The organism is Saccharothrix coeruleofusca (assembly GCF_014648515.1).
GTDB classification, from domain to species: domain Bacteria; phylum Actinomycetota; class Actinomycetes; order Mycobacteriales; family Pseudonocardiaceae; genus Actinosynnema; species Actinosynnema coeruleofuscum.
On the sequence record NZ_BMRG01000004.1, the window covers coordinates 57,324 to 83,315 of the forward strand.

Annotated in this window: 26 protein-coding genes; 10 read left to right on the top strand and 16 right to left on the bottom strand. The window is 73.6% G+C overall.

What is annotated here, in order from left to right:
* Positions 1-191: 191 nt before the first annotated feature.
* From IEZ00_RS12475 to IEZ00_RS12500, 6 genes are all read right to left on the bottom strand, one after another.
* On the bottom strand, positions 192-641 hold the full coding sequence (locus IEZ00_RS12475; RefSeq protein ID WP_189223390.1) for a DUF6392 family protein: 450 nt from the start codon (positions 639-641) through the stop codon (positions 192-194).
* Complete coding sequence (locus IEZ00_RS12480; RefSeq protein ID WP_189223391.1) at positions 638-1,156, bottom strand: hypothetical protein; 519 nt, start codon at positions 1,154-1,156, stop codon at positions 638-640. Before IEZ00_RS12480 ends, IEZ00_RS12475 begins: the two co-directional genes overlap by 4 nt.
* The gene (locus IEZ00_RS12485) at positions 1,149-1,649 is read right to left on the bottom strand and encodes a WXG100-like domain-containing protein (protein WP_189223392.1); all 501 of its coding nucleotides are present in this window, start codon (positions 1,647-1,649) and stop codon (positions 1,149-1,151) included. The genes IEZ00_RS12480 and IEZ00_RS12485 overlap by 8 nt, the downstream gene beginning before the upstream one ends.
* Complete coding sequence (locus IEZ00_RS12490; RefSeq protein ID WP_189223393.1) at positions 1,646-1,972, bottom strand: WXG100 family type VII secretion target; 327 nt, start codon at positions 1,970-1,972, stop codon at positions 1,646-1,648. Before IEZ00_RS12490 ends, IEZ00_RS12485 begins: the two co-directional genes overlap by 4 nt.
* 11 nt (positions 1,973-1,983) lie before the next feature.
* Entirely contained in the window at positions 1,984-2,820 is an 837-nt protein-coding gene (locus IEZ00_RS12495) for a hypothetical protein (protein WP_189223394.1), read from the bottom strand.
* 160 nt (positions 2,821-2,980) lie between these two features.
* Positions 2,981-3,919 carry an aminoglycoside phosphotransferase family protein gene (locus IEZ00_RS12500; protein WP_189223395.1) on the bottom strand — a complete coding sequence of 313 codons (939 nt, stop codon included), beginning with the start codon at positions 3,917-3,919 and terminating at the stop codon, positions 2,981-2,983.
* Positions 3,920-4,065: 146 nt separating this feature from the next.
* Here IEZ00_RS12500 and IEZ00_RS12505 point away from each other — a divergent pair, with 146 nt between their 5' ends.
* On the top strand, positions 4,066-5,844 hold the full coding sequence (locus IEZ00_RS12505; RefSeq protein ID WP_189223396.1) for a pectate lyase: 1,779 nt from the start codon (positions 4,066-4,068) through the stop codon (positions 5,842-5,844).
* A 43-nt stretch (positions 5,845-5,887) separates the two neighbouring features.
* Positions 5,888-7,198 carry an alpha-amylase family glycosyl hydrolase gene (locus IEZ00_RS12510; RefSeq protein ID WP_189223397.1) on the top strand — a complete coding sequence of 437 codons (1,311 nt, stop codon included), beginning with the start codon at positions 5,888-5,890 and terminating at the stop codon, positions 7,196-7,198.
* 38 nt (positions 7,199-7,236) lie between these two features.
* Here the strand turns inward: IEZ00_RS12510 and IEZ00_RS12515 are convergent, their stop codons facing one another.
* Positions 7,237-8,391: a trans-sulfuration enzyme family protein gene (locus IEZ00_RS12515; protein WP_189223398.1), complete on the bottom strand. Its 1,155-nt coding sequence runs from the start codon at positions 8,389-8,391 to the stop codon at positions 7,237-7,239.
* Between the two features lie 63 nt (positions 8,392-8,454).
* Here IEZ00_RS12515 and IEZ00_RS12520 point away from each other — a divergent pair, with 63 nt between their 5' ends.
* A complete protein-coding gene (locus IEZ00_RS12520; protein WP_189223399.1) occupies positions 8,455-9,849 on the top strand; it encodes an aminotransferase-like domain-containing protein in 1,395 nt (464 codons plus the stop codon).
* Between the two features lie 92 nt (positions 9,850-9,941).
* On the opposite strand, the gene IEZ00_RS12525 is transcribed toward IEZ00_RS12520, so the two are convergent.
* Together IEZ00_RS12525 and IEZ00_RS12530 are read right to left on the bottom strand one after the other, a co-directional pair.
* On the bottom strand, positions 9,942-10,454 hold the full coding sequence (locus IEZ00_RS12525; RefSeq protein ID WP_189223875.1) for a MarR family winged helix-turn-helix transcriptional regulator: 513 nt from the start codon (positions 10,452-10,454) through the stop codon (positions 9,942-9,944).
* Between the two features lie 3 nt (positions 10,455-10,457).
* A complete protein-coding gene (locus tag IEZ00_RS12530) occupies positions 10,458-11,387 on the bottom strand; it encodes an NAD(P)H-binding protein (protein ID WP_189223400.1) in 930 nt (309 codons plus the stop codon).
* A gap of 202 nt (positions 11,388-11,589) precedes the next feature.
* On the opposite strand from IEZ00_RS12530, the gene IEZ00_RS12535 reads away from it, so the two are divergent.
* Positions 11,590-12,282: an RraA family protein gene (locus tag IEZ00_RS12535; protein WP_189223401.1), complete on the top strand. Its 693-nt coding sequence runs from the start codon at positions 11,590-11,592 to the stop codon at positions 12,280-12,282.
* Here IEZ00_RS12535 and IEZ00_RS12540 read toward each other — a convergent pair.
* A complete protein-coding gene (locus tag IEZ00_RS12540; protein WP_189223402.1) occupies positions 12,260-12,448 on the bottom strand; it encodes a hypothetical protein in 189 nt (62 codons plus the stop codon). The two genes, IEZ00_RS12535 and IEZ00_RS12540, sit on opposite strands and share 23 nt — an antisense overlap.
* A 261-nt stretch (positions 12,449-12,709) precedes the next feature.
* Between IEZ00_RS12540 and IEZ00_RS12545 the strand changes: the two genes are divergently transcribed.
* Positions 12,710-14,329: a PstS family phosphate ABC transporter substrate-binding protein gene (locus IEZ00_RS12545; protein ID WP_229795537.1), complete on the top strand. Its 1,620-nt coding sequence runs from the start codon at positions 12,710-12,712 to the stop codon at positions 14,327-14,329.
* A 30-nt stretch (positions 14,330-14,359) separates the two neighbouring features.
* Here IEZ00_RS12545 and IEZ00_RS12550 read toward each other — a convergent pair whose 3' ends face one another.
* Entirely contained in the window at positions 14,360-17,596 is a 3,237-nt protein-coding gene (locus IEZ00_RS12550) for a S8 family serine peptidase (RefSeq protein WP_189223404.1), read from the bottom strand.
* A gap of 159 nt (positions 17,597-17,755) precedes the next feature.
* The gene (locus IEZ00_RS12555; protein WP_189223405.1) at positions 17,756-18,667 is read right to left on the bottom strand and encodes an arginase family protein; all 912 of its coding nucleotides are present in this window, start codon (positions 18,665-18,667) and stop codon (positions 17,756-17,758) included.
* A gap of 166 nt (positions 18,668-18,833) precedes the next feature.
* Between IEZ00_RS12555 and IEZ00_RS12560 the strand changes: the two genes are divergently transcribed.
* Both IEZ00_RS12560 and IEZ00_RS12565 read left to right on the top strand, forming a co-directional pair.
* Complete coding sequence (locus IEZ00_RS12560) at positions 18,834-19,631, top strand: endonuclease/exonuclease/phosphatase family protein (protein WP_189223406.1); 798 nt, start codon at positions 18,834-18,836, stop codon at positions 19,629-19,631.
* A gap of 40 nt (positions 19,632-19,671) precedes the next feature.
* Positions 19,672-20,253, top strand: a complete 582-nt coding sequence (locus IEZ00_RS12565; RefSeq protein ID WP_229795539.1) for an HD domain-containing protein — start codon at positions 19,672-19,674, stop codon at positions 20,251-20,253.
* 8 nt (positions 20,254-20,261) lie between these two features.
* Here IEZ00_RS12565 and IEZ00_RS12570 read toward each other — a convergent pair whose 3' ends face one another.
* The gene (locus tag IEZ00_RS12570; protein WP_189223407.1) at positions 20,262-21,275 is read right to left on the bottom strand and encodes a YbhB/YbcL family Raf kinase inhibitor-like protein; all 1,014 of its coding nucleotides are present in this window, start codon (positions 21,273-21,275) and stop codon (positions 20,262-20,264) included.
* A gap of 97 nt (positions 21,276-21,372) precedes the next feature.
* Between IEZ00_RS12570 and IEZ00_RS12575 the strand changes: the two genes are divergently transcribed.
* Positions 21,373-22,005 (top strand): GntR family transcriptional regulator, encoded by a 633-nt coding sequence (locus tag IEZ00_RS12575; RefSeq protein ID WP_209624188.1) that lies wholly within the window; start codon positions 21,373-21,375, stop codon positions 22,003-22,005.
* Between the two features lie 102 nt (positions 22,006-22,107).
* Here the strand turns inward: IEZ00_RS12575 and IEZ00_RS12580 are convergent, their stop codons facing one another.
* Positions 22,108-22,455 (bottom strand): hypothetical protein, encoded by a 348-nt coding sequence (locus IEZ00_RS12580; RefSeq protein WP_189223409.1) that lies wholly within the window; start codon positions 22,453-22,455, stop codon positions 22,108-22,110.
* A 325-nt stretch (positions 22,456-22,780) separates the two neighbouring features.
* On the opposite strand from IEZ00_RS12580, the gene IEZ00_RS12585 reads away from it, so the two are divergent.
* Together IEZ00_RS12585 and IEZ00_RS12590 are read left to right on the top strand one after the other, a co-directional pair.
* On the top strand, positions 22,781-24,112 hold the full coding sequence (locus tag IEZ00_RS12585) for a hypothetical protein (RefSeq protein WP_189223410.1): 1,332 nt from the start codon (positions 22,781-22,783) through the stop codon (positions 24,110-24,112).
* Positions 24,109-24,738, top strand: coding sequence for a 2'-5' RNA ligase family protein (locus IEZ00_RS12590; RefSeq protein WP_229795541.1), 630 nt, complete (start codon positions 24,109-24,111; stop codon positions 24,736-24,738). Before IEZ00_RS12585 ends, IEZ00_RS12590 begins: the two co-directional genes overlap by 4 nt.
* Before the next feature lie 80 nt (positions 24,739-24,818).
* On the opposite strand, the gene IEZ00_RS12595 is transcribed toward IEZ00_RS12590, so the two are convergent.
* Together IEZ00_RS12595 and IEZ00_RS12600 are read right to left on the bottom strand one after the other, a co-directional pair.
* Positions 24,819-25,379 carry a TetR/AcrR family transcriptional regulator gene (locus IEZ00_RS12595; RefSeq protein WP_189223411.1) on the bottom strand — a complete coding sequence of 187 codons (561 nt, stop codon included), beginning with the start codon at positions 25,377-25,379 and terminating at the stop codon, positions 24,819-24,821.
* 77 nt (positions 25,380-25,456) lie between these two features.
* The gene (locus tag IEZ00_RS12600) at positions 25,457-25,930 is read right to left on the bottom strand and encodes a nuclear transport factor 2 family protein (RefSeq protein WP_189223412.1); all 474 of its coding nucleotides are present in this window, start codon (positions 25,928-25,930) and stop codon (positions 25,457-25,459) included.
* Positions 25,931-25,992: the final 62 nt, after the last annotated feature.

A 25,992-nucleotide genomic window follows, 5' to 3' on the forward strand; every position in this document is an offset into this window, starting at 1 on the left:
ATTGGCGTCGGTCCACGCCGACGCCGCCGCGGGCACGCTGCCCGGCAAGGTCGTCGTCCTGGTGCCCAGCGCCTGACGTTCACCACCCCGCCGTCCCCAGCCGCACACCCCGGTGCCGGGCCGACCGCACCCGACGGCTGGGGGCCGCGAGCCCGCCGCGCCCGCTCGAGCGGGGACGGCTTCCGGTTCGGCTAGACCGGTTCGAGCAGCGCGGAGAGCTTGGTGATCCGGTCGTGCGGGTCGAACTCGAAGTGCAGGTAGCGGTTGTTGACCCGGTACCGGTCGAAACTCGGCCCGGTCTGCTCGGGGGTGCCCAGCAGCGCGGTGACCTCGGCGCGGGTGGCGGTGGGGGACAGCCCGTCCACCAGCGCCGCCGGGCGCGGGTACCGGCCGTAGGTCTCGTCCTGCTCGTCCGGCTGGGTGCGCACCATGACCGACACCAGCACGTCGTCCTCGAACAGCAGGTCCGTGCCCGCCTGCTTGAAGGTGAAGTAGGTCGACTTCTCGCCGTCGAAGTCGAACTCCTCGACTTCCATGTCCGGGCCCACCAGGGCGATCGCGTCGAGGATGCGGCTGTCGCCCTGGCGGTGTCCCAGCACGCCCAGCAGCACGGCCATCTCACCGGTGATCGTCGCCGTCACGTTATCCCCCTCTGGCGGTTCAGGGCGCGCATCTTGTCGAGGGCGGCGTCGACGTCCTTGGCCGAGTAGCCCGCGTTGATGAGGTTCTGGCGGGTCGTAGCGTAGTCCCTCTTGGCCGCGGCGCTGAGGTCCGCCGCGTCGGCGTCGATCTGCGCCTGCGTGTTCCTGCCCCGGAAGGTGTCGCTCTTGGCGTGGACGTCCTTGGGCACCTCGATCGCGGCGCCCTGCTGGTGGATGTCCCGCGCTTCCTTCGGGGTCAGCTTGCGGCCGAGCTGCTTCTCCATGGCCTTCTTCAGCGCGGCCGAGGACGGGATGTGGTCGTGCTCCAGCTTGTCGCCGACCTTCTCGCGCTTCTTGAGGTCGTCGTAGGTCCCCACGTCGAGCGGCTTGACGTTGCCGCCGGACCCGGCGGGGCGCTTGCCGGTGCGCAGGTTCTTGACGACGGGGGTGAAGATGCCCGCGCTGGCGTTGGCGGTGCTGACCCCGCCCTTCTTCGGCTTCTTCGTCTTAGGCATTGAGCACCTGGCTGATGGCCAAGTCGACGGCCTGGTCGAGCAGCAGCGAGGTGATCTCCTTGAAGATCGGGATCTCCAGCAGCGACGCGCCGAACGTGGGCACCGCGGTGGCGATGGCCTGGGCGATCTGGACGGCGAGCATGCCCAGCTGCACGACGAAGGCGATCTTGAGCGCGACGACGACACCCGCGCACACGTAGAGGCCGGTGCCGACGAGCGAGGAGGCGGTGGCGCCGTCGTCGAGGTTCTGCTTGGGCGCCTCGCCGTCGGTCCAGAACGCCTTGAACCCCTCCACGGCCGCGCCGCTGTTGGTGCTGAGCACCTGCTGAGCCCGGCCGTCGGCTTCGGCGGCGGCGGGGGCGAGGCGGTCGGCGAAGCCGGACCACAGGCCGCCGAGGTCGAACAGCTTGCCCTCGTCGCTCTCGGGCCAGTTGAAGCCGAGGGTGTTGAGCAGACCGGACAGCTCGGGCGGCAGCATCATGCCGGAGGTCATCCCAGGCCTCCCATCAGTTGCCGGAACGAGTCGCTGTTGGCGGTTTCCGCGGTCGAGTAGTCGTCGGCCATGGCCTGGAGGGTGCGGCCGACCTCGCTCAGGCCCTCGGCGTTGTCGGTGAAGGACTCGAACGCGGCCTCGGAGACGACCTGGTAGATCGTGGCCAGCGCCGAGCCGAGGTCGTCGCCGCCGAAGGCGTCGGCGAGCGCGTCGACCTGGCCGCGGAACGCGGCGACCTCGCCTGCCAGCGCGTCGCCGGTGCTCAGGATCTGCTGGGCGGATTCGCCGATCGCCGCGGCGTTGACGTTCATCTGCTTGAACATCGCGCTGCCCTTCAGTCGATGTCGCGCATGATCGCGGTCAGGTTGGAGGTGTACGCGCGCAGGTGCTGCATGCTCTGCTCGCGGACCTGCTCGGCCCGCTCGCCGATCCTGCGCAGCGCCTCGACGTCCAGCGCCGCGCGCCCGGCGGTGGCGGCTCGCCGCTCCCAGTCGTCGAGCGCGGCGTTGACCGCTTGCAGCACCGCCCGCCCCAACTCGGCGGGGGAGAGCCGCACGGCGACGGTGGTCAGGTCGAGCGCGATGACCTCGCCGTTGGTGACGGCGGCGGAGACCTCGTTGGCTTCGTCCTGGCCCTCACCGGTGGCCGCGGGCGCCGGGTCCGCGGCCAGCGCGGCCCGCGTGGAGCCGACCACGTCGAGCGCGTCCTGGAACAGGAAGTCGACGTACTGGGGCGAGGTGTCGCCGCGGATGCCGGTCTTGTCGGCCAGCTTCGCCATCGACGCGTCCAGCGCGTCCTGGATGCGGCGCAGGGCCTGGCCGCCCTGGCGGGTGAACTCCGCCAGCTGCTCACCCAGCGCCCCGAGGTCCGGGCCGGGGTCCCCGGCGGCGGGAGTGTCGATCAGCGACTGCGCCAGCGCGGGGTTGACGGCCTCCCGCAGCAGAGCCGACACCGCGCTGGGAGGTTGTCCGAGCACGCTGGGCTTGATCTCCACCGAGAGGATCCGGCGGTCGCGCACCACGACGCGCACCGCGCCCGCACCGGCCGTGCCGACCGAGTCCTCCATCTCGGGGTCCGCCGCGGGCGGCGGCGCCACGCCACCCGCTCGGAGCTGGGCTAATCGCCTGCGCTGCTCGGTGAGTCGGGCCTCGTAGTCCCTGTCCTGCTCCACCGTGCCCCCTACGTCGAGCGCCGACTGCTCAAAGCGCAACCCTAGTGATCCTGGCCGCCGATGCCTACCGCACGAATACGGCCGCGCTCCACCCAGCGCGGCTCGACGGCCCGTCCACGTCGGCTACCGGGGAGCACGGGCCGTCATCAGCCTGCCCACCTCACGCCGAGGGGGCTTTCCGGTCCTGCCAGGGCTCGGTCGCCCGCCAGGCTTCCAGCGACGGGGACAGGCCGTCGACCAGCAGCGGCAGCTGCGGGACCAGCGCCAGGCAGGCGACCACCTGCAGGTCGCGCAGGCGCTCCATGGCGCGCAGCACACCGGTGTCGACCGCGCGCAGGCCCAGGTCGGCCGCGGCGGCGTCGTAGGCGGAGATCGCTTCCTCGCCGGTGTGCGCGAGGTCCCACTCGACCGGGGCGACACCGACGTGCTCGTAGTCGGAGTACAGCACTGAGTCGGCGGTCTCGATCAGGTTGTAGTACGGGGCGTCGCCGTGGACCACCTGAACGGGAACACCGGGGAACATCCGCGCGAAAGCGGAGGGCGACGCGATGGCGGGTGAGAGGGCGGCCCACTCGGCGCGGGCGCGGGCCAGATCGGCGGCGGGCAGCAGGTCTTCACGGCCTTCGAGGTCGTCGAAGGCGAGGTCGACGTAGCCCTGCATGCCGGGGAAGAAGCCGGTCCGGCCGGGGTAGTCGGCCAGGATCGAGTGCAGGCGGGCGACGGCGGGCATCCGCTTGACCGCGTCGTAGTCGTTGGGGAGCACGCCCTCGACCTTCTCCCAGAAGGTCATCGTGAACCCGTCGCGCTCGACGGGCTCCGCCGGGACGAGCCCGCTGGGCACCACGGTCGGCGCGCCGCGCGAGGCCATCCACCTCGACACGTCCAACTCCGTGCGCTGGAAGCCCGCCGAAGTGGTGCCGCGCGGGACCACCACCGGTATGCGCGCGACGACCGGCGACGGCGCGAGGTCCACCACCACCGAGAAGACGTCGTACAGGACCGTCGCCTCGGAGGCGTCCAGCCCCAGCGCTGTCGCGGCGGCGACGGCGGCGTCGCGGGCGCGTTGCGAGCGGGCGGTGCGTTCTTCCTCGGTGATCACGCCCGCCACCCTAGGACCTCGCCCGATGCGGCAGATCGTTGACTGCGCGCTGCCGCGTTGGCAGCATGCGATTCCGCGCCGCCCGACGAAATTCATGAATGTGAAATTTCATGAATGTGAATCAGCCGGAAAGGTGTCTGTCGACGATGACGCTCACCCGCCGCCAGTTCGGCCGTCTCGCCGTCGTGCCCGCGGTCGCCACCGCCGCGGCCACGACGACCGCCACGACCGCCAGGGCCGCCACCGCACCGACCCGCGCCGAAGTGCTCGCCGCGATGCGCAGGGCCGCGGCCTTCCTCGACGAGCACGTCTCCTACCGCGGCGCCTACGTCTGGAACTACCTGCCCGACCTGTCCCGCTCCTGGGGCGAGATGGAGGCCAACCGCACGATGTGCTGGGTCCAGCCGCCCGGCACGCCCTCGGTCGGGCACGCCATGCTCGACGCCTACCACGCCACCGGGGACGAGGTGTTCCTGCGCGCGGCCGAGCGGACCGGCCTGGCGCTGGTCGCCGCGCAGCTGCCGGTGGGCGGGTGGAACTACGTCCACGACTTCGCGGGCACCGCGTCGCTGCGCCGCTGGTACCGGACCGTCGGGGCCAACGGCTGGCGGCTGGAGGAGTTCCAGCACCACTACGGCAACGCCACGTTCGACGACGCGGGCACCGCCTCGGCCGCGCAGCTGGTCCTGCGGCTGTACCTGGAGCGCCGCGATCCCCGGTTCCGGGCGTCACTGGAGCGCGCGATCCGGTTCGTGCTCAAGGCGCAGTTCCGCGGCGGCGTGGCCGACGGCGGCTGGCCGCAGCGGTTCCCCCGGTTCAGCGGCTCGGTGGCGCAGACGCCGTGGCCCGACCAGCGCCCGTCATGGCTGCCCGACGACGTGGCGCACGGCATGGAGGACGGCGAGTACACCCAGCACGTCACCTTCAACGACGACGTGCTGGGCGAGAACGTCAAATTCCTGCTGATGTGCATGTCCACCCTGGACCGCGACGAGCTGGCCGGGCCGGTGCGGCGCGCGATGAGCTGCCTGCGACGGCTCCAGCAGCCCGCGCCGCAGGCGGGCTGGGGCCTGCAGCACCTGTCCACCGCGGCGGGCGGCCGACCGGCGGGCGCACCCGCGGGAGCCCGCTCCTACGAGCCGAGGGCGTTGGCCACGCACACCACGCAGACCAACGTCCGCCAGCTGTTCCACTACTTCCGGCTCACCGGCGACCGCGCGTTCCTGACCCGCGTGCCGGAAGCGATCGCCTGGCTGGACAGCTGCCCGCTCACCGACCAGCAGGTCGCCGAGAACCCCCTGCTGGCCGGGCGGACGCACCCCACGTTCGTCGAGCTGGGGACCAACCGCGCGAGGTTCGTGCACCGGTTCGGCTCCAACGTGCGCAACGGCGCCTACTACTTCGACCACGACCACCGCCGGACGCTGAGCCACTACTCGGCGGGCCGTGCCGTGGACACCGCGTCGCTGCGCGCCACCTATGACGAGCTGATGTCGTTGAGCGACGAGCAGGTCGCCGACCTGCGCGCCCGCTCACCGCTCAGCGGCGGGGCGATCCCGCTGCCGAGGTTCTTCTCGCTGCGCGACCTGGAGCTGACCGACCTGTTCCGCGACGCGCCACTGCCGCTGCCCGCCGTGACCGACGCCGAAGCCGGGGGACTGGTGGCCGACCTGGGGGACAAGGACCACTGGCTCACCCCGGTCGACGCGGTGACCAACCCGTACCGGGGAGCGCCCCCGGCCACCCCGTACGACGGGCAGGCGTACATGAGCAAGCACGTGGGCGACCTGCACGACACCTCGCCCTACGACCCGCGCACGCCCCCGGAGGAGCCGCCGTACCAGCCGCAGGAGCGGCCGCTGGTCATCAGCACCAGCGCGTTCGTGGCGAACATGGGCAAGCTCGTGGCGTGGACCGCGCGGTGATCGTCACCCGGCGGGGCTGAGCCGGTCTCAGTACAGTGCGGCCATGGCGCAGTGGACGCGGCACGCGGTGTGGTGGCAGGTCTACCCGCTCGGGTTCGTCGGCGCGCCCGCCGAGGGCGATCCGCTGTCCACAGTGGTCGAGCACCGCCTGCGCCGCATCGAGCGCTGGCTGGACTACGCGGTCGAGCTGGGCGCCTCGGGGCTGGCGCTGGGGCCGGTCTTCGCCTCGCACACCCACGGCTACGACACGGTCGACCACTTCCGGATCGACCCGAGGCTGGGCGACGACGACGATTTCGACGCGCTGGTCGACGCCGCCCGCCGCCGCGGCCTGCGGGTGCTGCTGGACGGGGTGTTCAACCACGTCGGGCGCGGTTTCCCCGCGTTCGCCGAAGTGCTGGCCAAGGGGCGGGCCGCGTCAACGGCGTCGTGGTTCCACCTGTCCTGGGGCGACGGGCCCGAACCCGACTACGCCACCTTCGAGGGCCACCGCGGGCTGGTGGCGCTCAACCACGACGAGCCCGCGGTCGCCGACCACGTCGCCGCGGTCATGGCGCACTGGTTGGACCGCGGGGCCGACGGGTGGCGGCTGGACGCCGCCTACGCGGTGCCGCCGCGGTTCTGGGCGCGCGTGCTGCCGCGGGTGCGGTCCGCGCACCCGGACGCCTACGTCGTGGGCGAGGTCATCCACGGCGACTACACCGCGATCGTCGCCGAGTCCGGGATGGACTCGGTCACCCAGTACGAGTTGTGGAAGGCGATCTGGAGCTCGCTCAACGACGTCAACCTCCACGAGTTGGCGTGGGCGCTGGAGCGGCACAACGGCTTCCTGGATTCGTTCGCCCCGCTGACCTTCGTCGGCAACCACGACGTGACCCGCCTGGCCAGCAGGCTGCACGACGTGCGGCACCTGCCGCACGCCCTGGCCGTGCTGATGACCGTCGGCGGCACGCCGACGGTCTACGCGGGTGACGAGCAGGCCTTTCGCGGGGTGAAGGAGGACCGCGTCGGCGGCGACGACGCGGTCCGCCCGCCGTTCCCGGACGACCCCGGTGGCCTCGCCCCGCACGGGTGGGACACCTACCGGCTGCACCAGCGGCTGATCGGGCTGCGCAGGCGGCACCCCTGGCTGCACCGGGCGCGCACCGCGGTGCTGCACCTGACCAACGCGCACCTGGCCTTCGAGGCCGCAGGCGAAGGGCGGCTGGTCGTGGCGCTCAACCTCGACGACCAGCCCGCCACCCTGCCCGTCGCGGGCGTGACCACCTTGGAAGCGGGCGCTCCCGAAGTGGGCACCGCCGACCTCCGGCGCGGCGTCCACCTGCCCCCGCACGGCTGGGCCGTGCTGTCCTAACCCGCGAGTCGAACGCACGGCACCTTCGAGTTCGACGCTCAGGCGTCCAACGCGCGCGCCAGGTCCTCCCACAGGTCCTCGACGTCCTCGATGCCCACCGACAGCCGGATCGTGCCGCCGGTGATGCCCGCGGCGTTCAGCTCCGCCTCGTCCAACTGCCGGTGCGACGTGCTGGCCGGGTGGAGCACCAGCGTCTCCGGCCCGCCCAACGAGGGCGCCAGCACCACCAGGCCCAACCCCGCCACGAACTTCCGCCCCGCCTCGGCGTCCGCCAGGTCGAAGGAGAACGCGCTGCCGTACCCGTCGAGCACGCGCGAGGCCACCGCGTGGCTGGGGTGGGTGGCCAGGCCCGGCCAGTGCACCGCCCGCACCGCCGGGTGCTCGGCCAACCGGCGGGCCAGGACGGCGGCGTTCTCCTCGTGCCTGCGCACCCGCAGCGCCAACGTGCGCATACCCCGGATGGTCAACCACGCGGCGAACGGGTCCGGCGTGACGCCCAGTTCCACGGAGTGGCCCCACGTCGAGCGGTGGAGGCGCTCGTCGGCGAAGACCGCCACACCGCCGGTGACGTCGCTGTGCCCACCCAGGTACTTCGTGGCGGAGTGGACCACCACGTCCGCGCCGTGCTCGATCGGACGGCACAGCAGCGGTGTGGCGAAGGTGTTGTCCACGACCACGAGCACGTCCCCGACCGCCTCGGCCAGCGCGGGCAGGTCGCTCACGTGCCCGCTCGGGTTGGCGATGCTCTCCAGGTAGAGCACCCTGGTCTCCGGCCGCGCCGCCGCGCGCACCTCGTCCGGGTCGTGGCCGCCGACCCAGCTCACCGCGATGCCCCACCGCGCCAGGTCGCGCAGCAGGGCGTGCGTGCCACCGTAGAGCGAGCGCTGGGCGATCACGTGGTCGCCCGCGCTGAGGTTGGCCAGCAGCACGGCGTTGATCGCGCCCATCCCGGACGAGGTGGCCAGCGCCGCCGCACCGCCCTCCAGCGCCGCGACGGCGTCCTCCAGCACCCGGACCGTCGGGTTGCCGAACCGGGTGTAGACGAACGCCCCGTCCGGCCGGGTCATGCTGTCGGCCAGCACGTCGAGGTCGTCGAAGGCGAAGTTGGAGGTCTGGTAGAGCGGCACGGCGAGTGGCCTGCTGCCGGTCTGCGCGGGGATCTCGGTGCGCACAACGCGGGTGTCGGGTCGCATGGGCCGATCATCGGCGCGGCGGCGCTGCGCGGGCAGTGCCAATGCGGCTAAATTGGTCTGCCGATGAGGCCAATCGGCGTGGACGACCTGGCGGGGCGGCTCGGGCGGTGGTCGGCGGGCCGGGGCTCGCTGTACCTGCTGCTGGCCGCGCGCCTGCGCGAGCTGGTCGACGAGGGGCTGCTGCCCGCCGGGACGCTGCTGCCGCCGGACCGGGCGCTGGCCGCCGCCCTCGCGGTCGGCCGGACCACCGTGGTCGCGGCCTACGACGTGCTGCGGCAGGAGGGGCGGCTGACCCGGCGGCGGGGCAGCGGGACGTGGGTCTCGGCGGGCGGCGCGGCGGCGGCGCGGGCCGAGACCGCCAACCCGATGTTCGTCAACCTCCTGGAACCGGAGGACGGCGTGCTCCAGTTCGCCTGCGCCGGACCGGCGTCGCCGCCGCCGCGACTGGTCGCGGCCTACCAGCGGGCGATGGCCCGGCTGCCTGCCGACGACCTGGGCTACCACCCGCTGGGCCACCCGCGACTGCGGTCCGCGCTGGCCGCCCGGTACCGCGCGCTGGGCGTGCCCACCACCCCGGACCAGGTCCTGGTGACCACGGGCGGGCAGCAGGCGCTGGCGCTGGTGGTCCGCGCGCTGCTGCGACCCGGCGACGAGGTGCTGGTGGAGGCACCCACCTACCCCGGCGCGCTGGACCTGTTGCGGGAGGCCGCCGCGGTGGTCAGGGCCGAGCGGGACCTGACGGCGGCGCCTGTCGGACGAGCGGCGCTGGTGTACGCCATGCCGTCGTTCCGCAACCCCACCGGCACCTCGATGAGCACGCTGGAGCGGCAGCGCCTGGTGCGGGTGGCGGGCGGGGTGCCGCTGCTGTTCGACGAGGTGCTGTCCGACCTGGACTTCGACGCCGGGCCGCCGCGCCCGCCGGAGGCGGCGGCCATCACCGTGGCGTCGCTGAGCAAGGTGGTGTGGGGCGGCCTGCGGGTGGGCTGGGTCCGCGCCGACGCCGCGCTGATCGCGCGCCTGGCCCGGTTCAAGGCCGTGCACGACCTGGGCGGGGCGGTGCTGGACCAGCTCGCCGCCGCGGAGCTGGTGGCCGACTACGCCGACGTGCGCGAGGAGCGCGTGGCGGCGTTGCGCGCGCAGCACGACCACCTGTGCGCGCGGCTGCGGCGCGATCTGCCCGAGTGGGAGTTCGCGCCCGCCGCGGGCGGCCAGACCCTGTGGGTGCGGCTGCCCGGCGTGGACGCGGCTTCCTACGCGCAGGTGGCGTTGCGGCACGGGGTGGCCGTGCTGCCCGGCGGCTCGCTCGACCCCACCGGCGGCAGCGGCGATCGGCTGCGGCTGCCCTTCAGCGCGCCGGTCGAGGTCGTCGACGCCGCGGTGGACCGGATGGTGGCGGCTTGGCGGCGGTTCTCGGCGGGCACCACCGCCTCGCCGGTGGTGCCGTCGCTGGTGGTCTGAGGGCGTTCCCGCCGTCGCCGACCGGCGGCGTCCGGTCGGCGCTTGGGCTCAGGTTCCCTGATGCCGCGCGTTCCCGCGGTGGGGCGGGTGGTTCAGTCCCGTCCTCCCACCGCGATCCGCCGGGCCACCGCGATCGCGGCGAGCGAGGAGATCCCGTGCTGCAGCACGCCGCGGAACTCCGCCTGCCGCTGCGGGCTCAGCCCGATCAGCATCCGGTCCTCCAGTTCCCGCACCGCGGGCACGCACTCGGTCATCAGCGCGTGCCCGGCCTCGGTGAGGCTGGCCAGCAGGATGCGCCGGTTGCCCGGCGCGGGCGTGCGCGTGATCAGGCCGCGCTTCTCCAGCGTCAGGACCATCTCGTGCATGGTCTGCGGGCGCAGGAAGGAGCGCCGCGCGAGCTGGGCGGAGGACAGCGCGCCCCGGCTGCGCAGGACGCTGAGGGCGGTGTACTGCAGGGTGGTCAGCCCCAGCGGTCGCAGGGCGTCGTCCAACAGCGCCCGGATGACCATCTCCAGCCGCTTGACCAGGTACAGCGTCAGCGGCGCGCCAGGGTACCCCGGATCGGCCCGTGGCGGCTCTGCCTCGGTGCTCACGCTGGCCATCATCACTCAGCGGAGCGGAAGTCGGAAGGTCTCCGCGATCGCGGCATCCACCGAACGAGACGCCGAACCGGACGCGGACGGCTCGACGAACAGCTCCCGCAGCAGGAGCCGGGACAGGTGCGCGGGGTCCACGCCGGACTGCCTGCCGGTCAGCGCCTGCGCCAGACCGGTCAGCCGCAGCCCGGCGCGCACCACCGCGGCGGGCAGCGCGCGGACCGGGCGGCGGTTCCCGGTCGCGGCGGCCACGCGGTCGAGCAGGTCGCGCCAGGTGAGGTTCTCGTCGCAGACCGGGATGTCCTCCCCGGACGCCTCCTCCAGGGCCCGCACCGCCACCTCGGCGACGCTGCGCGCGGTGGTGGCGGCGCTGCCGCCCTCGGGCGCGAGCAGCGGCGAGCGCGAGCGCGCCCAGCGGTCCAGCGGGGCGGCCCAGTTCGGCAGCCGGTCGCCCGCGCGGCCGAACACGAACGGCAGCTCCAGCACCGCGACCGGCAGCCTGGGCCCGGCCGCCTCCCGGCCCGCGCGGGCCTGCTCGACGCGGCTGCGGATGTAGGGGTGCAGGTCGGCCAGCCGCCACTCGGGGTGCTCGCGGTGGAAGTGCGTGTAGTACGACCCCAGCACCACCGCGCGGGTCAGCCCCTCCTCGCGGGCCGCGGTCAGCAGCCGCGCCACCGGTGCCACGTTGCCCCGGTGGAACACCGGGTAGCACGGCTTGCGCGGCACCTCCCGGTCGTCCACGCCCGCCGCGAACACGACGCCGTCGTGGCCCTCCAGCAGCGCGCGCAGCTCGGTCACCGAGGCGGTGGTGGCGTCGAGGGCGTGGTCCACGCCCTCGCGGGCGGTGCGCGCCACCGCCGTCACGTCGTGCTCGCGCTGTCGCAGCCGCTCGACCACGTGCTGCCCGACCAACCCGCTCGCGCCGATCACCAGAACCCTCATGCCGTGATCATCCCGCCCCACCCCACCGCACCGGCAAGTACTACCCGCCCCGCCCACGCGGGCCGGTAACCACTACCCGGCTTCGGGCCGGGTAGTGGTTACGCGCGCTGTGGGACCACACGGGTAGTACTTGCAGGCGCGGGGGTCGTAGGATCGCGGTCCCGCGCCGCTGGGGCTGGCGGTGCCGAGCCAGGGGAGCGCCGTGCTCGATGCCTTCGCCGACCTGTCCACACCGCTGGTGGCCGACGCGTGCCTGCGCCACGGGATCGCCCCGCGCCTCGCGCCCGCCGGGGTGACCGCGCTGGTCCCCGGCCAGCGGCTGGCGGGCCGTGTGCTCCCGGCCCGCCACCACGGCAGCGTGGACGTGTTCCTGGCGGCCATCGGCTCGGCCGCGCCCGGCGACGTCCTGGTGGTGGACAACGGGGGCCGCACCGACGAGGCCTGCGTCGGCGACCTGGTGGTGCTGGAGGCCGCCGGGGCGGACCTGGCCGGTCTGCTGGTCTGGGGGCTGCACCGCGACACCCCGGAACTGGTCGGCATCGGCCTGCCGGTGTTCAGCTACGGCCGCTACCCCTGCGGCCCGGTGCGCGAGCCCCGGTGGGAACCCGACGCCCTGACCGACGCCCGCGTCGGATCGCACGTGGTGAACTCCGAGGACGTGGTCTTCGCCGATGACGACGGCGCGCTGTTCGTCGCGGGCGAGCACGTCGAGGCGGTGCTGGCCACGGCGGGGGAGATCCACCGCGTCGAGCGCGACCAGGCCGACCGGATTCGCGCGGGTGAGGCGCTGCGCGCGCAGACCGCTTTCGACGACTACCTGGCACGCCGCGCCGCTGACCCGTCCTACTCCTTCCGCGCGCACCTGCGGCGGATCAGCGGTGCGGTCGAGGAGTAGCGATCGCGGAGGTCGGGCGGAGGTCGCGGACGGCTCTGCGCCCGCGGCGCACGCGCGAGGACTTGTGCGAGCAGAACGCGATCAGCAGGCCCGCGAGCACCGGCAGGATCCAGGCGCCGCCGACCACCGACACGCACAGCAGCGTGATCCACAGCAGCAGTCTCATGGGATGAGAATAGGGAGACGTCGGTCACATCGCCGCTGATTTAAGCAAGGCTTGACATCCGGGGCCGCTCTCGAAAAAACATTCGCTTCCGCCTTCGCCTGCCCGATCGTGGATCTCGCCCCCATTGGGGTGAGCCGCACGTGAAGCCTTGGTGAACGCATCGCGATCACGGGTCCGGCGAGCGGACGGACCGATCGACAATCGGCCGTGCGATTCCTCCGATCGGCGTTGGAATTCCTCGGTGGACCCGGTCCGGTCGCTTTGGCGATCGCCCTGCTGTTCGCCGCCCCGGTCATCGACCGGCTGTTCGTGCGGCGCAAGCGCATCAGCTACCGCGTGCTCTACAACTCCAAGATCGGTCTGGGCCCCGAGCAGCTGCACGACGGCGCGGACGGGGCCCCGACCGACGCGCCCCGGCTGCGCGAGCTGGTCGACCTGCTGGACCGGATGAGCATCGTGGTCCTGCGCGTGCGCAACAGCGGCAACTACGACATCGAGCCCGACGACTTCGAGAAGCCGCTGTCGGTGACCTTCGGCGAACGGGTGGTGTGGAACGCCAGGGTCTCCGAAGCCGCCTCCGACGAGCTGCGCGGACAGGTCCGGCGCAACCTGCGCTTCCTGCGCTCCGAGGCGGCTCCCACCGACCGGGACACGCTGCGGACCGTGCGCGAGCGGCTGGGGCAGCGGCTGGTCAGGTGGTGGTACCCGGCCGCGGACACCGCCGCGGCGGACACCGCCGAGCCGCTGTGGCACGGCGTGCGGCTGGAGCCGTTCACCCTGCCCCGCAAGCAGAAGTTCAAGCTCGTGGTCGTGCTGCGCCAGCCCGGTGACGGCGGCGAGATCGACAAGGAGGTCAAGATCAGCGGACGGCTGGGCGGCGCGGGCGTGCTGCACGACGAGAAGCGGCAGCGCACCTTCACCCTGCGCAGGCTCACCGGTGGCCTGGGCGTGGTGCTGGCCGCCGTGCTGCTGGTCACGCTGTGGTTCGCGCCGCCCGCCGCCGACCCGTCGGTGGCCTGCGCGGGCGGCGCGCTGCGGGTCGAGGGGTCGAGCGTGTTCATGCCCGCGCTGAAGTCCGTGGCCGACGAGTACACCAGGATCTGCCCCGGCGCGACCATCACCACCCAACCGACCGGCAGCATCGAGGGCGCACGCGCGGTCGCCGCCGTGGACCCCGCCAAGGACCCCGCCGGGGCGGGCGGGCTGATGGCGCTGTCCGACGGCAAGCAGGACGGGGTGGACCTGCCCGCGCAGCAGGTCGCCGTGGTCGTCTACCACGTGGTGGTGCACAGCTCGGTCGGGCTGGACACGCTGACCACCGCCCAGTTGCGCGACATCTACGCGGGCGTCTACACGGACTGGAGCCAGCTGCGCGGCGGGGCCGCGCTGCCCATCCGGATCGTCGGCCGGGGTGGCGAGTCCGGGACCAGGGAGCTGTTCGAGCGCAGGGTGCTGCTGGCGGGGGAGAGCGGGCTGTCCTCCGACGACTGCCGCACCAAGGACCGCGACCCGGCCGCCCCGGTGATCCGCTGCGAGCGCTCCCGCAACGCCGACGTGGTGCGGGAGATCGCCTCGGTCGAGGGCGCCATCGGCTACGCCGACGCCGCGTCGGTGGCCGAGACCCGCAAGACCGGCGCGCTGAGCGCGATCAGCCTGGACGGCCGGGTGTTCGACGCGGCGGCGGGTGTAGAGGCGGGCTATCCCTTCTGGACGGTCGAGTACCTCTACACCCGCACCGAGCCGAAGCCCGGATCGCTGCAGGAGGCCTTCCTGCGCTACCTGCGCACGCACGACACCGCGCGGGTGCGGGTCAAGGACGCCGGGTACCTGCCGTGCGCCACGGCCGAGGGGACGCCGCTGGAGTTGTGCAACCTGCGGTGAGCGGGGGCCGCGCCCGGACGATCCCCATCGTCAGCCGAGCCGGTAGGCGCGGAGCACGCTCTGCCGGAACGCGTTGCCGCGCGTGTCGGAGCCCTCGACCCGCAGCGAGGCGAACGTCCCCGGCGCGTCGGGGTTGCGCACCAGCGCCGCGTTGCCCAGCACCCGGACGCGGCTCCAGGTCCCGCCGTCGTCGAAGGACACCTCCACCCGCAAGTCGCGCACGGGCGTCCGCACCTGCTGCCCCACGACCAGCGGCACGGGCAGCAGCCCGCCCGCGGGCGCGGAGCCGGTGGCGTCCAAGCGGAGGGCGAAGCGGACGGTGGTCAGCGGGAGCGCGCGATCACCGCCCTCGGAGCGGAACGTCCAGCTCCCGCTCACCTCGGTGCTGAACGCCGACACGCCCGTCGCGCGCACCGCGCGGGTCTCCAACCGGAAGTCGCCCCCGCCCGCGGGCACGTCGAAGTCGCCCCGCCCCGCGGTGGCGGTCTCGCCGACCAGCTCACCCCCGCGGAACAGGGCCGTGCGCGCCGACGCGGTGAGCGAGGTGCCGGTGTGGCCCGCACCGTCACCGAACAGGGGCAGGTCGAAGGTGATCCGGTCGCCCGCGCGGTGCAGGTGCCGCGAACCCCGCTCAGGCGGGACCGGGCCGAACACCGGCCGGTTGAAGCCCTCCTCGTACCTCCGCCCAGGGCGGTAGGTGCGTGCCGGACTGGTGAACTGCGCCTCGGTGGTCGACGGCGGCGACCACTGCGAGGCGTACCAGGTCCACCGGACGTCCTCGGTCGTGACGTAGTCGACCGACTCGCCCGTGGGGCCTGCGCCCTGCGACCACACCAGCCCCCGGATGCCCGCCACGTCGGACTCGGCGCCGTGCGATGCCCCCCGACCCTGCGGCAACAGGCCGGACGTCGTGCGGACCTCGGCCAGTTCGGACTTGGCGGGCGCGCGGTCCAGCCCGGTGAACGCCTTGCCGCGCGAACCCCAGGCGAACCGGTAGCGGACCCTCGGGTCGGTCGTCGGTTCGGTGGCGAACTCCGCGGTCACCTTGGTGGCGAACCGGTCCGGGGCCACTTCCGGGCCGAGGTGGCCGACTGCCATCGGGACGTCGTCGAAGCCGCCGAACATCACCACGAGACTCCAGCCGGAGGTGATCCCCTCGTGGACCCGCCGCCCCGCGACGCCCGCGAGCATGGCCTGCGCGGTCGGGTCGGGGGCGGTGACCCGGACCGGCTTGGCCGCCCTGGCGTCCATGGTGACCGCCGCGTCGCCGCCGACCCGGAAGTCCGGTTGGAAGAGCAGGGCGACGGTCCTGCCGGTGGAGATGCTCGCGGTCGCGAGGTAGTCGCCCGCGGGCAGCCGGTTGACGCCGGACCCGACGGTCAGCATCTTGCCGGTGGTGACGTCGAACAGGCGGGTGCCGTACTGGGCGGGCTGCCCGTTCGCGTCCAGGTGCTGGAAGGTGAGGTCGTAGCTCTCGACCTCGCGGACGACGGCCATCGGGGTGCGCAGCACCGCCGTCCCGCCGGAGGCGGTCACCAACCCCGCGTAGCCGCCGTCGGGGCCGTCCACGCGGGTGTCGGCGGCAACGGTCACCGTCGCCTGGCCGCCCGCGGGCACGGTGACCTCGGCGGGGGAGGCGGTGACCAGGCCCGCCGGGGCGGGTTCGCCGTCCGGGCCGGTCATCTCCGCGGTGACGCGCAGCGCCACCGGCTCGGTGCCGGTGTTGCGGTAGACCAGTTCGCGGGTGACCGGGGCGTCGTCGTGGTGCGGCCACCGCTGGTTGCCGAAGGACAGGCTCGCGGGCTCGGCGGTGAGGGCCTGCGTGAGGGCGGCGGCCACGTCGATCCGGCCCGTGCCCTGGTCGTACGGGGTCGATGCCGGGTTGGGCCGGGCGGAGGAGGTGAGCGCGGTCTTGATCCGGGAGCCGGACCAGTCCGGGTGCCGCTGGGCGAGCAGCGCGGCGGCACCCGCGACGTGCGGGGTGGCCATGGAAGTGCCGGACAGGGCGACGTGGTGCTCGTCGACGGGGGTGCCCGCGCCGCCCTTCGCGGCCTTGGCGGCCACGATGTCCACTCCGGGAGCGGTGACGTCGGGCTTGATCCCGCCGTCACCGACGCGCGGGCCGCGGCTGGAGAAGTGGGCGACGGCGTCCCGGCGGTCCACCGCGCCGACGGTCAGCGCGGCGTCGGCGCTGCCGGGGGAGTCGATCGTGCCAGGCCTGCCGGAGTTGCCCGCGGCGATGACGAACAGCGCGCCGCTGCGCTCGGACAGCCGGTCGACGGCCTCCTCCAAGGGGTCGACCGCCGGGGTGTCCACGCCGCCCAGGCTGAGGTTGACGATGTCGGCACCCTGGTCGACGGCCCACTGCATGCCCGCCAGGATCGCCGACTCGGAGCAGCTGCTCGTCTCGCACACCTTGCCGTCCAGCAGTCGCGCGCCGGGGGCGACGCCCCGGTACTTCGCGCTCGTGCTCGCGATGGTCGAGGCGACGTGAGTGCCGTGGCCGACGGTGTCGGTGTTGTCGGGCGCGGCGCTGAAGTTGGCCTCGGCCAGCTCCCGCCCCACCAGGTCGGGGTGCTCGCCGTCGACACCGGTGTCCAGCACGGCGACCACGACGCCCTCGCCGGTCAGCCCCGCCTCCCAGGCTGCGGGTGCCCCGATCTGCGCGGTGCTGCGGTCCAGGGCCAGTTGCCGCACTCCGTCCAGCAGGATCTCGTCCACGCCGGGGTCGGCCATCAGCGCGCGGAACGCGGTGGCGGCGTCGGTCTTGGCCACCTGCCCGGCGACGGCGTCCACCGCGGTCAGGCTCCTGGTGCCCCGCAAGTGGGTGGCCCCACCGCCGGTGACCAGCAGCGGCACGGTGTCGCGGTGCGCGTCGTCATAGCCGGCCTCGACCAACCCGGTGATGTCGAACAGGCGTCGGTCCAGCTTCCCGGCGTCCATCGCGGGCAGGGCGTCGGAGGGCACGACGTGCTCGCGCCCCGCGTCCTGGAAGTGGTGGAAGAACACGCCTTCGCGGCCGGGGCCGGGGGTGATCGACAGGACGCGCTCCCCCTTGAGCACCACCCGGTCGCCGGTGATCAGGGTGACCGGGACCGGTTCGGCGGCCCGCTCGGCGGCGACCGGCCATGCGGCGGGGTCGTGCGCGGGATCGTGCGCGGAATCGTGCGCGGTGGCCGCCCACGCCGGTGGCGTCCCGCTCGCGGCCAGCAGTGCCACCGCCGCCGCCGCGACCCCCCAGCGGCGTAAGGAATCCTCGCTCGACACAGGTACCTCCCGGTTCGGTTGCGCGGAAGGCGCCACGCGCGCCGCGGCGGCGTGCAGGACGTGCCGGGAGCCTCCATTCCCTGCGACGCTAGTGATCCCCGGAGTGGCGGGTAAGGGTGCCGGTGGACGATCGGCCGCGCGGACGGAGCAACCCGCCGGTCACGCCCGGACGAGGTGACCGTCCCGCTCGGCGAACGCCGCGACCAGGGCCTCGGTCAGCAGGCGACCACCGCGCAGGCCGGGGTCGAGGTCCGGGTCGTAGATGGCCACGTCCAGCCCCACCGCGCCCGGCGAGGCGAGCAGCCGCCCCAGCACCGCCGCGAGGTCGTCGAAGGTCAGGCCGTCGGGTTCGGGGCTGTCCACGGCGGGCAGCAGCGCGCCGTCCACGACATCGGCGTCGACGTGGACCCAGAAGCCGTCCAGGTCGGCGCGCTCCAGCACCTCCAGCGCCCGGTCGGCGGCCGCGGCCGGGTCGGCGCGCACGGTCGGGGCGTCGACCAGGCGCAGGCCGTGCGCCGCGGCCTCGGCCGCGTACTCGTCGCCCGGTCGCAGGCCGAGCACCGCGGTGTCCCCTGGACGCACGCAGGGACGGGTGCCGCCCAGCTCCGCCAGCGGCCCGCCCAGGCCGGTGACCATCGCCAGGCACTCGCCCGCCGCCGCCCCCACGTCCTCGGTGTCGTGCCGGTAGTCCAGGCCGTCGAGGTAGGCCAGCCCGAAGCGGCCGCGCCGGTGCAGCGCCAGGGACGTGCCCAGCACGATGCTGCAGTCGCCACCCAGCACGACCGGGAAGTGCTCCCGGTCCAGCAGGGCGGCGACCCGGTCGGCGAGCAGGCGGGAGTAGCGGGCGATGGCCTCCTCGTTGCGCACCGACCCCGGCGTCCAGTCGGGCCGGTAGCGCGGCGGGGTCACCACCCCCGCGTCCACCGCGCCCAGCCTGGTCAGCAGGCCGTGGTCGCGGTAGACGCCGGGGGCCTTGTAGCAGCCGGGGACCAGTCCGGGGGCGGGCGGGCGCAGACCCAGGTTCGAGGGCGCGTCCAGCAGTGCGGGACGCCGGTGCGCGGCGGACTCCATCACCCATCTCCCGGTCGTGGGACACCCGATCCGGCGCAGCGGCCGACCCGAGACCACGATAGCGCCGCGCGAGGACGGGGCCACCTGTGGTTCGCCTGGGCGTCGAGGCGGTGAACTCTTGTCGAGCGCTCTCCGGTTTCCCCAGGCGGGCAAGCACAATCGCGTCGTGATCCGACCTCTCCCCACCCGTCCGCGCGCCGTGCTGCTGGGCTGCCTGCTGGTCGCCGGACTGCTGGTCCCCGGTGTCGCCGCGTCCGCCGCGCAGGCCCAGCCGCGCGAGGGCCGACCGCCCTACTCGCTGCTGCACATGAACGTCTGCTCCAGCGGGTACGCGGGCTGCTACCCGCGCACCGAGTACCCCGCGATCGTCGACGAGGTGGTGGAGCGCATCCGGGCCAACGACGTCAACGCGGTCACCCTCAACGAGGCGTGCAGCGGTGACGTGGCCGCTGTCGCGGCGCGCACCGGCTACCACTTCCGCTTCGCCACCGTTGTCTACCGAGGCGCTCCGCTGGCCTGCAAGTCGCCGGAGGGGCGAGGGGTCTTCGGCAACGCCGTGCTGGTCAAGGAGGCGATCCGGGCCTCGGAGGACGCGCCGTTCTCCGTGTTCAACGGCGTGGAACAACGGCGCTGGCTGTGCGTGACGACCGCGCGCGGCGTGGACGTGTGCACCACGCACCTGTCCACCGGCGGCGAGGCCCCCGGCAGCGCCAACTCCGTCCAGTGCGCCGAGCTGACCGCGCTGCTGGCCTCCCGAGTCAGGCCGACCGTCTTCGCCGGTGACGTCAACCGGCGCACCTCGTGCGCTCCACCCGACCACTGGACGCTGACCGACGCCGAAGCCACCCAGGCCCCCGGAATCCAGCACGCCTACGGCGACCTCGCGGCGCCGCGGCTGGAGATCGAGCCGACCACCCACACCGACCACGACGCCCTCGTGGTGCGCGCGGGACTGCGGCGTTGACCCGGCGAGGGGTTCCGCGCGGCCTGCCCTCGCCCGCGTCGTGCGTCCGCCGATGATCGGCGGCCACGGCACCGCCGACCCGTTCGGCGTCGCCCACGCGCGTGCCCTGACCGAGGAGCTGCTGGCCGGGTTGCCCGACCGGGCGCGCCACTGCGCCGGGGTGGCCGCCCGCGCCGCGGAACTGGCCCCGGCGGTGCCGCGGCGGGATCGGGAGCTGCTGATCGCCGCGGCCTGGCTGCACGACATCGGTTACGCGGAAGCGGTGGTGGACACCGGGTTCCACCCCCTCGACGGCGCGCGGTACCTGCGGCGGCACGGGTGGCCGCCCCGGTTGTGCGCGCTGGTGGCCAACCACTCCGGCGCGCGGCTGGTGGCGCGGGTCGTGGGCGTGGCCGACGGGTTGGCGGAGTTCCCGCAGGAGGTGTCCCCGGTGGCCGACGCGCTGACCTACGCCGACCAGACCGTGGACAGCCGGGGGCGGCGCGTGGCGATCGGCCAGCGGCTGGCGGACATGCTGCGGCGGCACGGTCCCGACTCGCCCAACGCGCGGGTCCACGACCGGCGCGAACCGCTGCTGCTGGCCGCCGCCGACCGGGTGGAGCGCCTGCTGCCGGGGGCTTGAGCGCCCGGTCAGGCGGCGGTCCTGCGGCGGACGGTGCGCGCGAGGACCCCGAGGGTGGCCTTGAGCGCGGACTCGGGGACCACCGGGAAGCTCAGGCGCCGCCTCCACTCCGGACCGACCTGCGACCAGTCGTAGTAGGACGTGACGAGGGTGCCGCCCTCGGCGGGCTCCAGCCGGTAGCCGTAGACGTGGCGGGCGTGGGACCGCGCCGGGCCCTCGACGGTCCAGGCGATCTCCCGGTTCGGGATCAGCTCGGTGATGACGACCTCGACCTGGTACCTGCCCAGCGGGACGTCGCCGAGGGCTGCCCGGTCCATGTGGACCAGGAACCGGTCGCCGGGCCGCTGGACCGGCTGTCCTTCGGCGTCCATGAGCGTGCCCGAAGCGTCGATCTCCACGTGGCCCTTCGGGTCGGTCAGCACCGCGAAGACGGCGTCGGCGGGGGCGGGGACGACGCGGGAGACCTCGATGCGCTCGGCGTCCCCGCTCGCGGGCGGTGTCCGCGCGGTGGCGATCAGGACCGCGCGACCGAGCGTGTGCGGGGCCATGGTGAGGCCGAGGAGGGCGGGCGTGGCGTCGGCAGGCACGCCGATGGCCTCGACGTCGAGCGCGTGCACCACGACGAAGTAGCGGTGCGGGCCGTGCCCGGCGGGCGGCGCGGCGCCGGTGAAGCGGGCCGCGCGGGTGTCGTTGGGCAGCTGGAAGGCACCCTCGGGCAGTCCCGAGCCGGTGTCGTCGCCCGCGCCCTCGGGCAGTTCGGTGACGGTGGCGGGGATGTCGGCGACCGCCCAGTGCCAGAAGCCCGATCCCGTGGGGGCGTCGGGGTCGTGGACGGTGACGGCGTAGCTCCTGGTGCCCTCCGGAGCGCCGCTCCAGGACAGGTGCGGGGAGATGTCCTTCCCGCCGCAGAGGTGGGAGAACTGCTCGCGCGGCAGGGCGGAACCGTCGGTGATCGTGGTGCTGACCACGGTGAAGGCAGTCGCCTCGGGCAGGCGGGCGAGGGGATCGGTGCTGGAAACCATAGATCGACTATAGCGTATATAATCGATTATCTGCGTGATCGTCTAAGCTGGTGGCATGGCCAGGACGTCCCGCCCCGCGACCTCGTCGGGCAAGCAGATGCTCTCCGAGCAGGTCTACGCGCACCTGCGGGGAGCCATCATGCGCGGCGACTACACCCCCGGTGACGCCCTCAAACCGCAGGAGATCGCCAAGGAGCAGGGCGTGAGCCTGGCCGTCGTGCGCGAGGCGCTCGTGCGGGTCGTCGGGGACGGCCTCGCCGACCGGTTGCCCAACCGCGGCTTCGCCGTGCCCGCCTTCACCGACCGCCGCTGGCAGGAGATCGCGGAGGCCAGGCGGACCGTCGAACCGCTCGTGCTGCGCCTGTCCGTCGAGCGCGGCGACCTCGACTGGGAAGCCCGCGTGCGCGCCGCCCACCACCGCCTGGCCCGCACCCCCGCCTTCGCGCCGGGGCAGGGCGAGCACTACAGCGACGAGTGGGCCGAAGCCCACCGGGTCTTCCACCGCACCCTCCTGGAGGGGTGCGGCAACCCGGTGCTGCTGGAGACCTTCGACCGGCTGTGGTCGGCGAGCGAGCTGGCCCGCCGCTGGTCGGCCCGCCGCAACCCCGGCCGGGACCACGTCGGCGAGCACCGCAGACTGGAGGAGGCGGCGCTGGCCCGCGACGCCGACACCGCGGCGCAGGTGCTGGTCGAGCACCTCACCGCGACCGCGGCCGGGCTGACCGGGTGACCACCGGCCTCGCGGCTGGGACTTCGGCTGGGCGTGCCATGCGCGACAGGCAGGCCCGGACCGGGCAGAGCACCAGGTGGCAGAGTCTGTCGACGCCTCCGGTCACCGCAGCTCCGGTCCCCGCCCCTTGGCCAGGCGTGGCGCGAGTCGTGAGCGGGGGTGGGGCAGCGCCAGAAGCTCCTGCACCACGTCGGCGAGTGCCCCGGTGTGCTCCCAGGTGATCGCGGTGTCGCGGTCCAGGCGCAGTCCGAGTGCGTCGTCGGCGTCGCGGAACCGGATCGCGTCGCGCCACCCGTCCGGCCACACGCGCACGCCGTCGATCTGGTCGCGGCCGGGCTGGAGCGGCAGGAATCGCCACGCGGCATCGCGCAGGTACAGCAGGTGCCGCAGCGGCGGGTACGCGCGGACGATCTCCGCCTCCGCCCGGCCGGGCACGATCAAGCCACTCACCGCGCCCGCCCCGCCTCGCCGCTGGGACCGACCCTGGCGCGCGGCACGTCGGGCAACCGCCGCACGCGCCCAGGACGGAGTCGGGGATGACAGGGCGGTCCGGACGTGCGGTGGCGCAGCGCTTCCCGACGGACGTGGTGCCAGAGCCAGGCGACCAGACCGACGGCTACGAGAGCCAGTAGGGCGAGGACGACGGATGCTCCCGACATGCTCCGACCATCCGGTACTCGGGTACGGGGAGGGAGGCCGGATCGCGGGGTGGCACGGGGCGGATCGGGGCACGCGGAGCACTCGCGCGTTGCGTTGACACGGTTAGGCTCGCGTGGTGCCCGAGCCCAACCGCCTGCTTCGCGCGGTGCGCGAAGCCACCGCGTCCCGACAGGTCGCGGGCGCGCACATGTCCCGCCGGGAACTGGCCGACGCCGCTGTCGCGTGGCTGCACGAGACCACCGGGAGAACGGCGGCGCTGGACGCCCACTACATCGCCAAACTGGAGCGTGGCGTGGTGAGGCGTCCCTCCCAGCACTACCGCGCCGCCCTGCGTGCCGTGTTGGGCGTGGCAGCCGACGTCGACCTCGGCTTCTCCGCGCACCGGCCCCCGGCCCTCGTCGCGACCCCGCCCGTCGGCGCGGTGGCGACGCCGAACACCGTGGAGGAGCTGCTGATGAGCGCGGCCGAAGAATCTTCCGGTTTCCTAGCGTGGGCGGAGACCACCAACGTCGGCGAGTTGACCGTCGACCAGATGCACGCCGAGGTGCGGCGCATCGCGCACAGCTACCTCAAAGCGCCGACCCTGCCGCTGTTCGCGCGCACCAAGGCGCTGCGGGACCGGGCGTTCACCCTGCTGGCCGGGCACCAGGACCCGCGCCGCACCCGTGAGCTGTACGCCGCCGCCGGGTGGTCGCTGACCGTGCTGTCGTGGATCTCGGTGGACCTAGGGCGGCCTGACGCCGCCGAGGACCACGCGCGCGCCGCGTGGATGTGCGCCGAGCGGGCCGATCACAACGCGCTGCGCGCCTGGGTGCGCGCCACCCAGCACACCGCCGCGTTCTGGCAGGCCGACTACACCGCGGCCGCCCAGTACGCCGCGGACGGCCTGAGCTACGGCGGCACCGGCACGGCGCGGTTGTTCCTGTCCAGTGCGCTCGCGGTGGACCTGGCCCACGCTGGGCAGGTTGAGGCCGCCGAGCGGGCGCTGCTGCGCGCACAGCACGTCGCCGAAACCGCCGCGCCCGCCGAGGACGAGCTGGCCGGACCGCTGACGTGCTCGACCGACCGCGCCGGGTCGCTGTGGTCGGACGCCGAGTTGGCGCTGGGTCGCGCCGACGCCGCCCTGTCGTTCGCGGACCGGGCAGTGGCGGCGTTCGAGGCCACTGCCGAGCAGCGCCGCAACCGGGGAAGCGAGCGGATGGCCCGGCTCCAGCAGGTCAAGGCCCACTTGGCGCTGGGCGACCTGCGATCGGCGGAGGACGCGCTGCGGCCCGTGCTCGACACGCCTGCCGCCCAGCGGGTCCGCCCCCTGGTGCACCGAGTCACCGAAGTGGGTGTGCTCGCGGCACAGGCGGGCGGGACCGGCGGCGCGGCGGCGAGGCGAATCCGCGGAGCCGTCGCGGACTTCCGCGGCAACACCGTGGCGACGAGGGAGCTGGGCCCGTGAGCGGACTTGAGCCGATGCGGGACCACTGGTGGTGGCGGCCGGGCTGGCAGGTCGGCAGGTCGTTCTACACCTGGCACGTCACCCTCGCCGACCAGCCCGGCGCGCGGCGACTCGTCTCCGACTACGCGCCGGTGCTCGCGCGGCTGCCCCAGCTCGACCCCGTCCCGGCGCGGTGGCTGCACCTGACGCTGCAGGGCATCGGCTTCACCGACGAGGTGGACCGGGCCGACGTGGAACGGATCGCGCGAGCCGCCCGCAAGCGCTGCGCCGAGCTGGAGCCGTTCACCGTCACCATCGGCCCGGCCCACGTCGACCCGGAGACCATCCAGATGCCCGCTCGGCCGCTGGAGCCGCTGGCACGGCTGCGACTGGCCATCCGCGCCGCCATCGGCGAGGTGTGGGGACCGGACGACGTACCCGAGCCCGAAGCCGGATTCCGGGCACACGTCAGCCTGGGCTACTGCAACACCGCGGGTCCCGCCGAACCCGTCGCCGCGGCGCTGGACGCCCATGACAGGCGCACGGCCGAGGTCACCGTGTCCTCGGTGACGCTGATCGACCTCAACCGCGACCACAAGGCGTACGAGTGGACCGATGTGGCGACCGTGCTCCTGGGAATGCCCTGAGCGGCAACCTGCCTCCGCTCCGGGTGATCCGTCCGATTGGGTACGTCCATCTGGTCGTCGACCCTGACGTGGAGCGCGGTTCACGTATTGCCCGGCCGGGCGCGCAGCGCGCGCGCCCACGGGGCGTCGATGGCGGCGGCGTCGATCGCCACCACGACGTTGCTGAGCAGGGTGTCGGCGAAGTAGCGGCGGATCTGCTCATCCGAGGCGCCGGAGACGGAGCGGATGTACTCCACCTGCCGGGCGTAGCACCTGCGCACCGCCTCGCCGATGACCGGCTCGCCGACGCTGCACTGGGCGTGCATGAGGATCATCAGCACGTCCCGGTCGGCGATGACCTCGTCGTACGAGGCGGTCATCGCCCGCAGGACCGACTCGGGATCGGTGCCGCGCACCGAGGCCGCCGCGGTGGCCACCGACTCCCGCAGGCGGTCCGAGCAGTAGTCGACCAGGGCCGCGAACAGCGTTTCCTTGTCCTTGAACAGCCGGTACAGGTAGCCCTGCGAGATGCCCGCGCCCTTGGCCACGTCCATCGTCGAGGTGCCGTAGTACCCGCGCTCGGCGAAGGTCTTGATCGCCGTGCGCATGACCGTGGCCCGACGCTGCTCGGCGGTGGAACGCTGTCGCGTCCTGGTCTCCATGCGAGTAATCAACCAACCCCGTGCCGGGCCGTCAAACCGCCCGGCCGTCAAACCGCCCAGCCGCGGCGTCGGTGCGCTCAGTCGTCGCTGAACGCCGAGACCATGTCGTCGGCCTCTCCGCCGAGGGCGTCGATGGCCGCCAGCGGGTTCCAGTAGTCGACGTAGTGGCTGATCTTGCCGTCGCTGGTCTCGACCACGGAGATGTAGCTCTGGTCGTAGCTCCGGTTGGTCTTCAGGGCCAGGCCCTCGCCCTTGAGTTCGGCGATGACCAGCGAGGGGTCGACGGTCTCGTGGAAGCGCAGGTCGGTGAACCGCACGCGGAACTGCTCGGCGAAGTTCGCCATGTGCGCGAGCAGTTCCCGCCTGCCCGTGAGCCGGGTCGGGTAGCCCTTCGGGGCGTAGGGGAACTCCAGCACGCCGTCCTCGGTGAACAGGTCCGCCCACTCGGCGACCCGGCCCGCGGCCAGGTGGTCCAAGTGGTCCCGGAACGCCTGCTGCGCGGCGGCGCGGACCTGGTCGGCGTGCTGCTGGGTAGGGGCGGTGTCGTTCATGCCTGAACCTTCACTTCGTCGGATGGACTTCACAAAGTTAGCGGTTAACCGCTCACCTCACA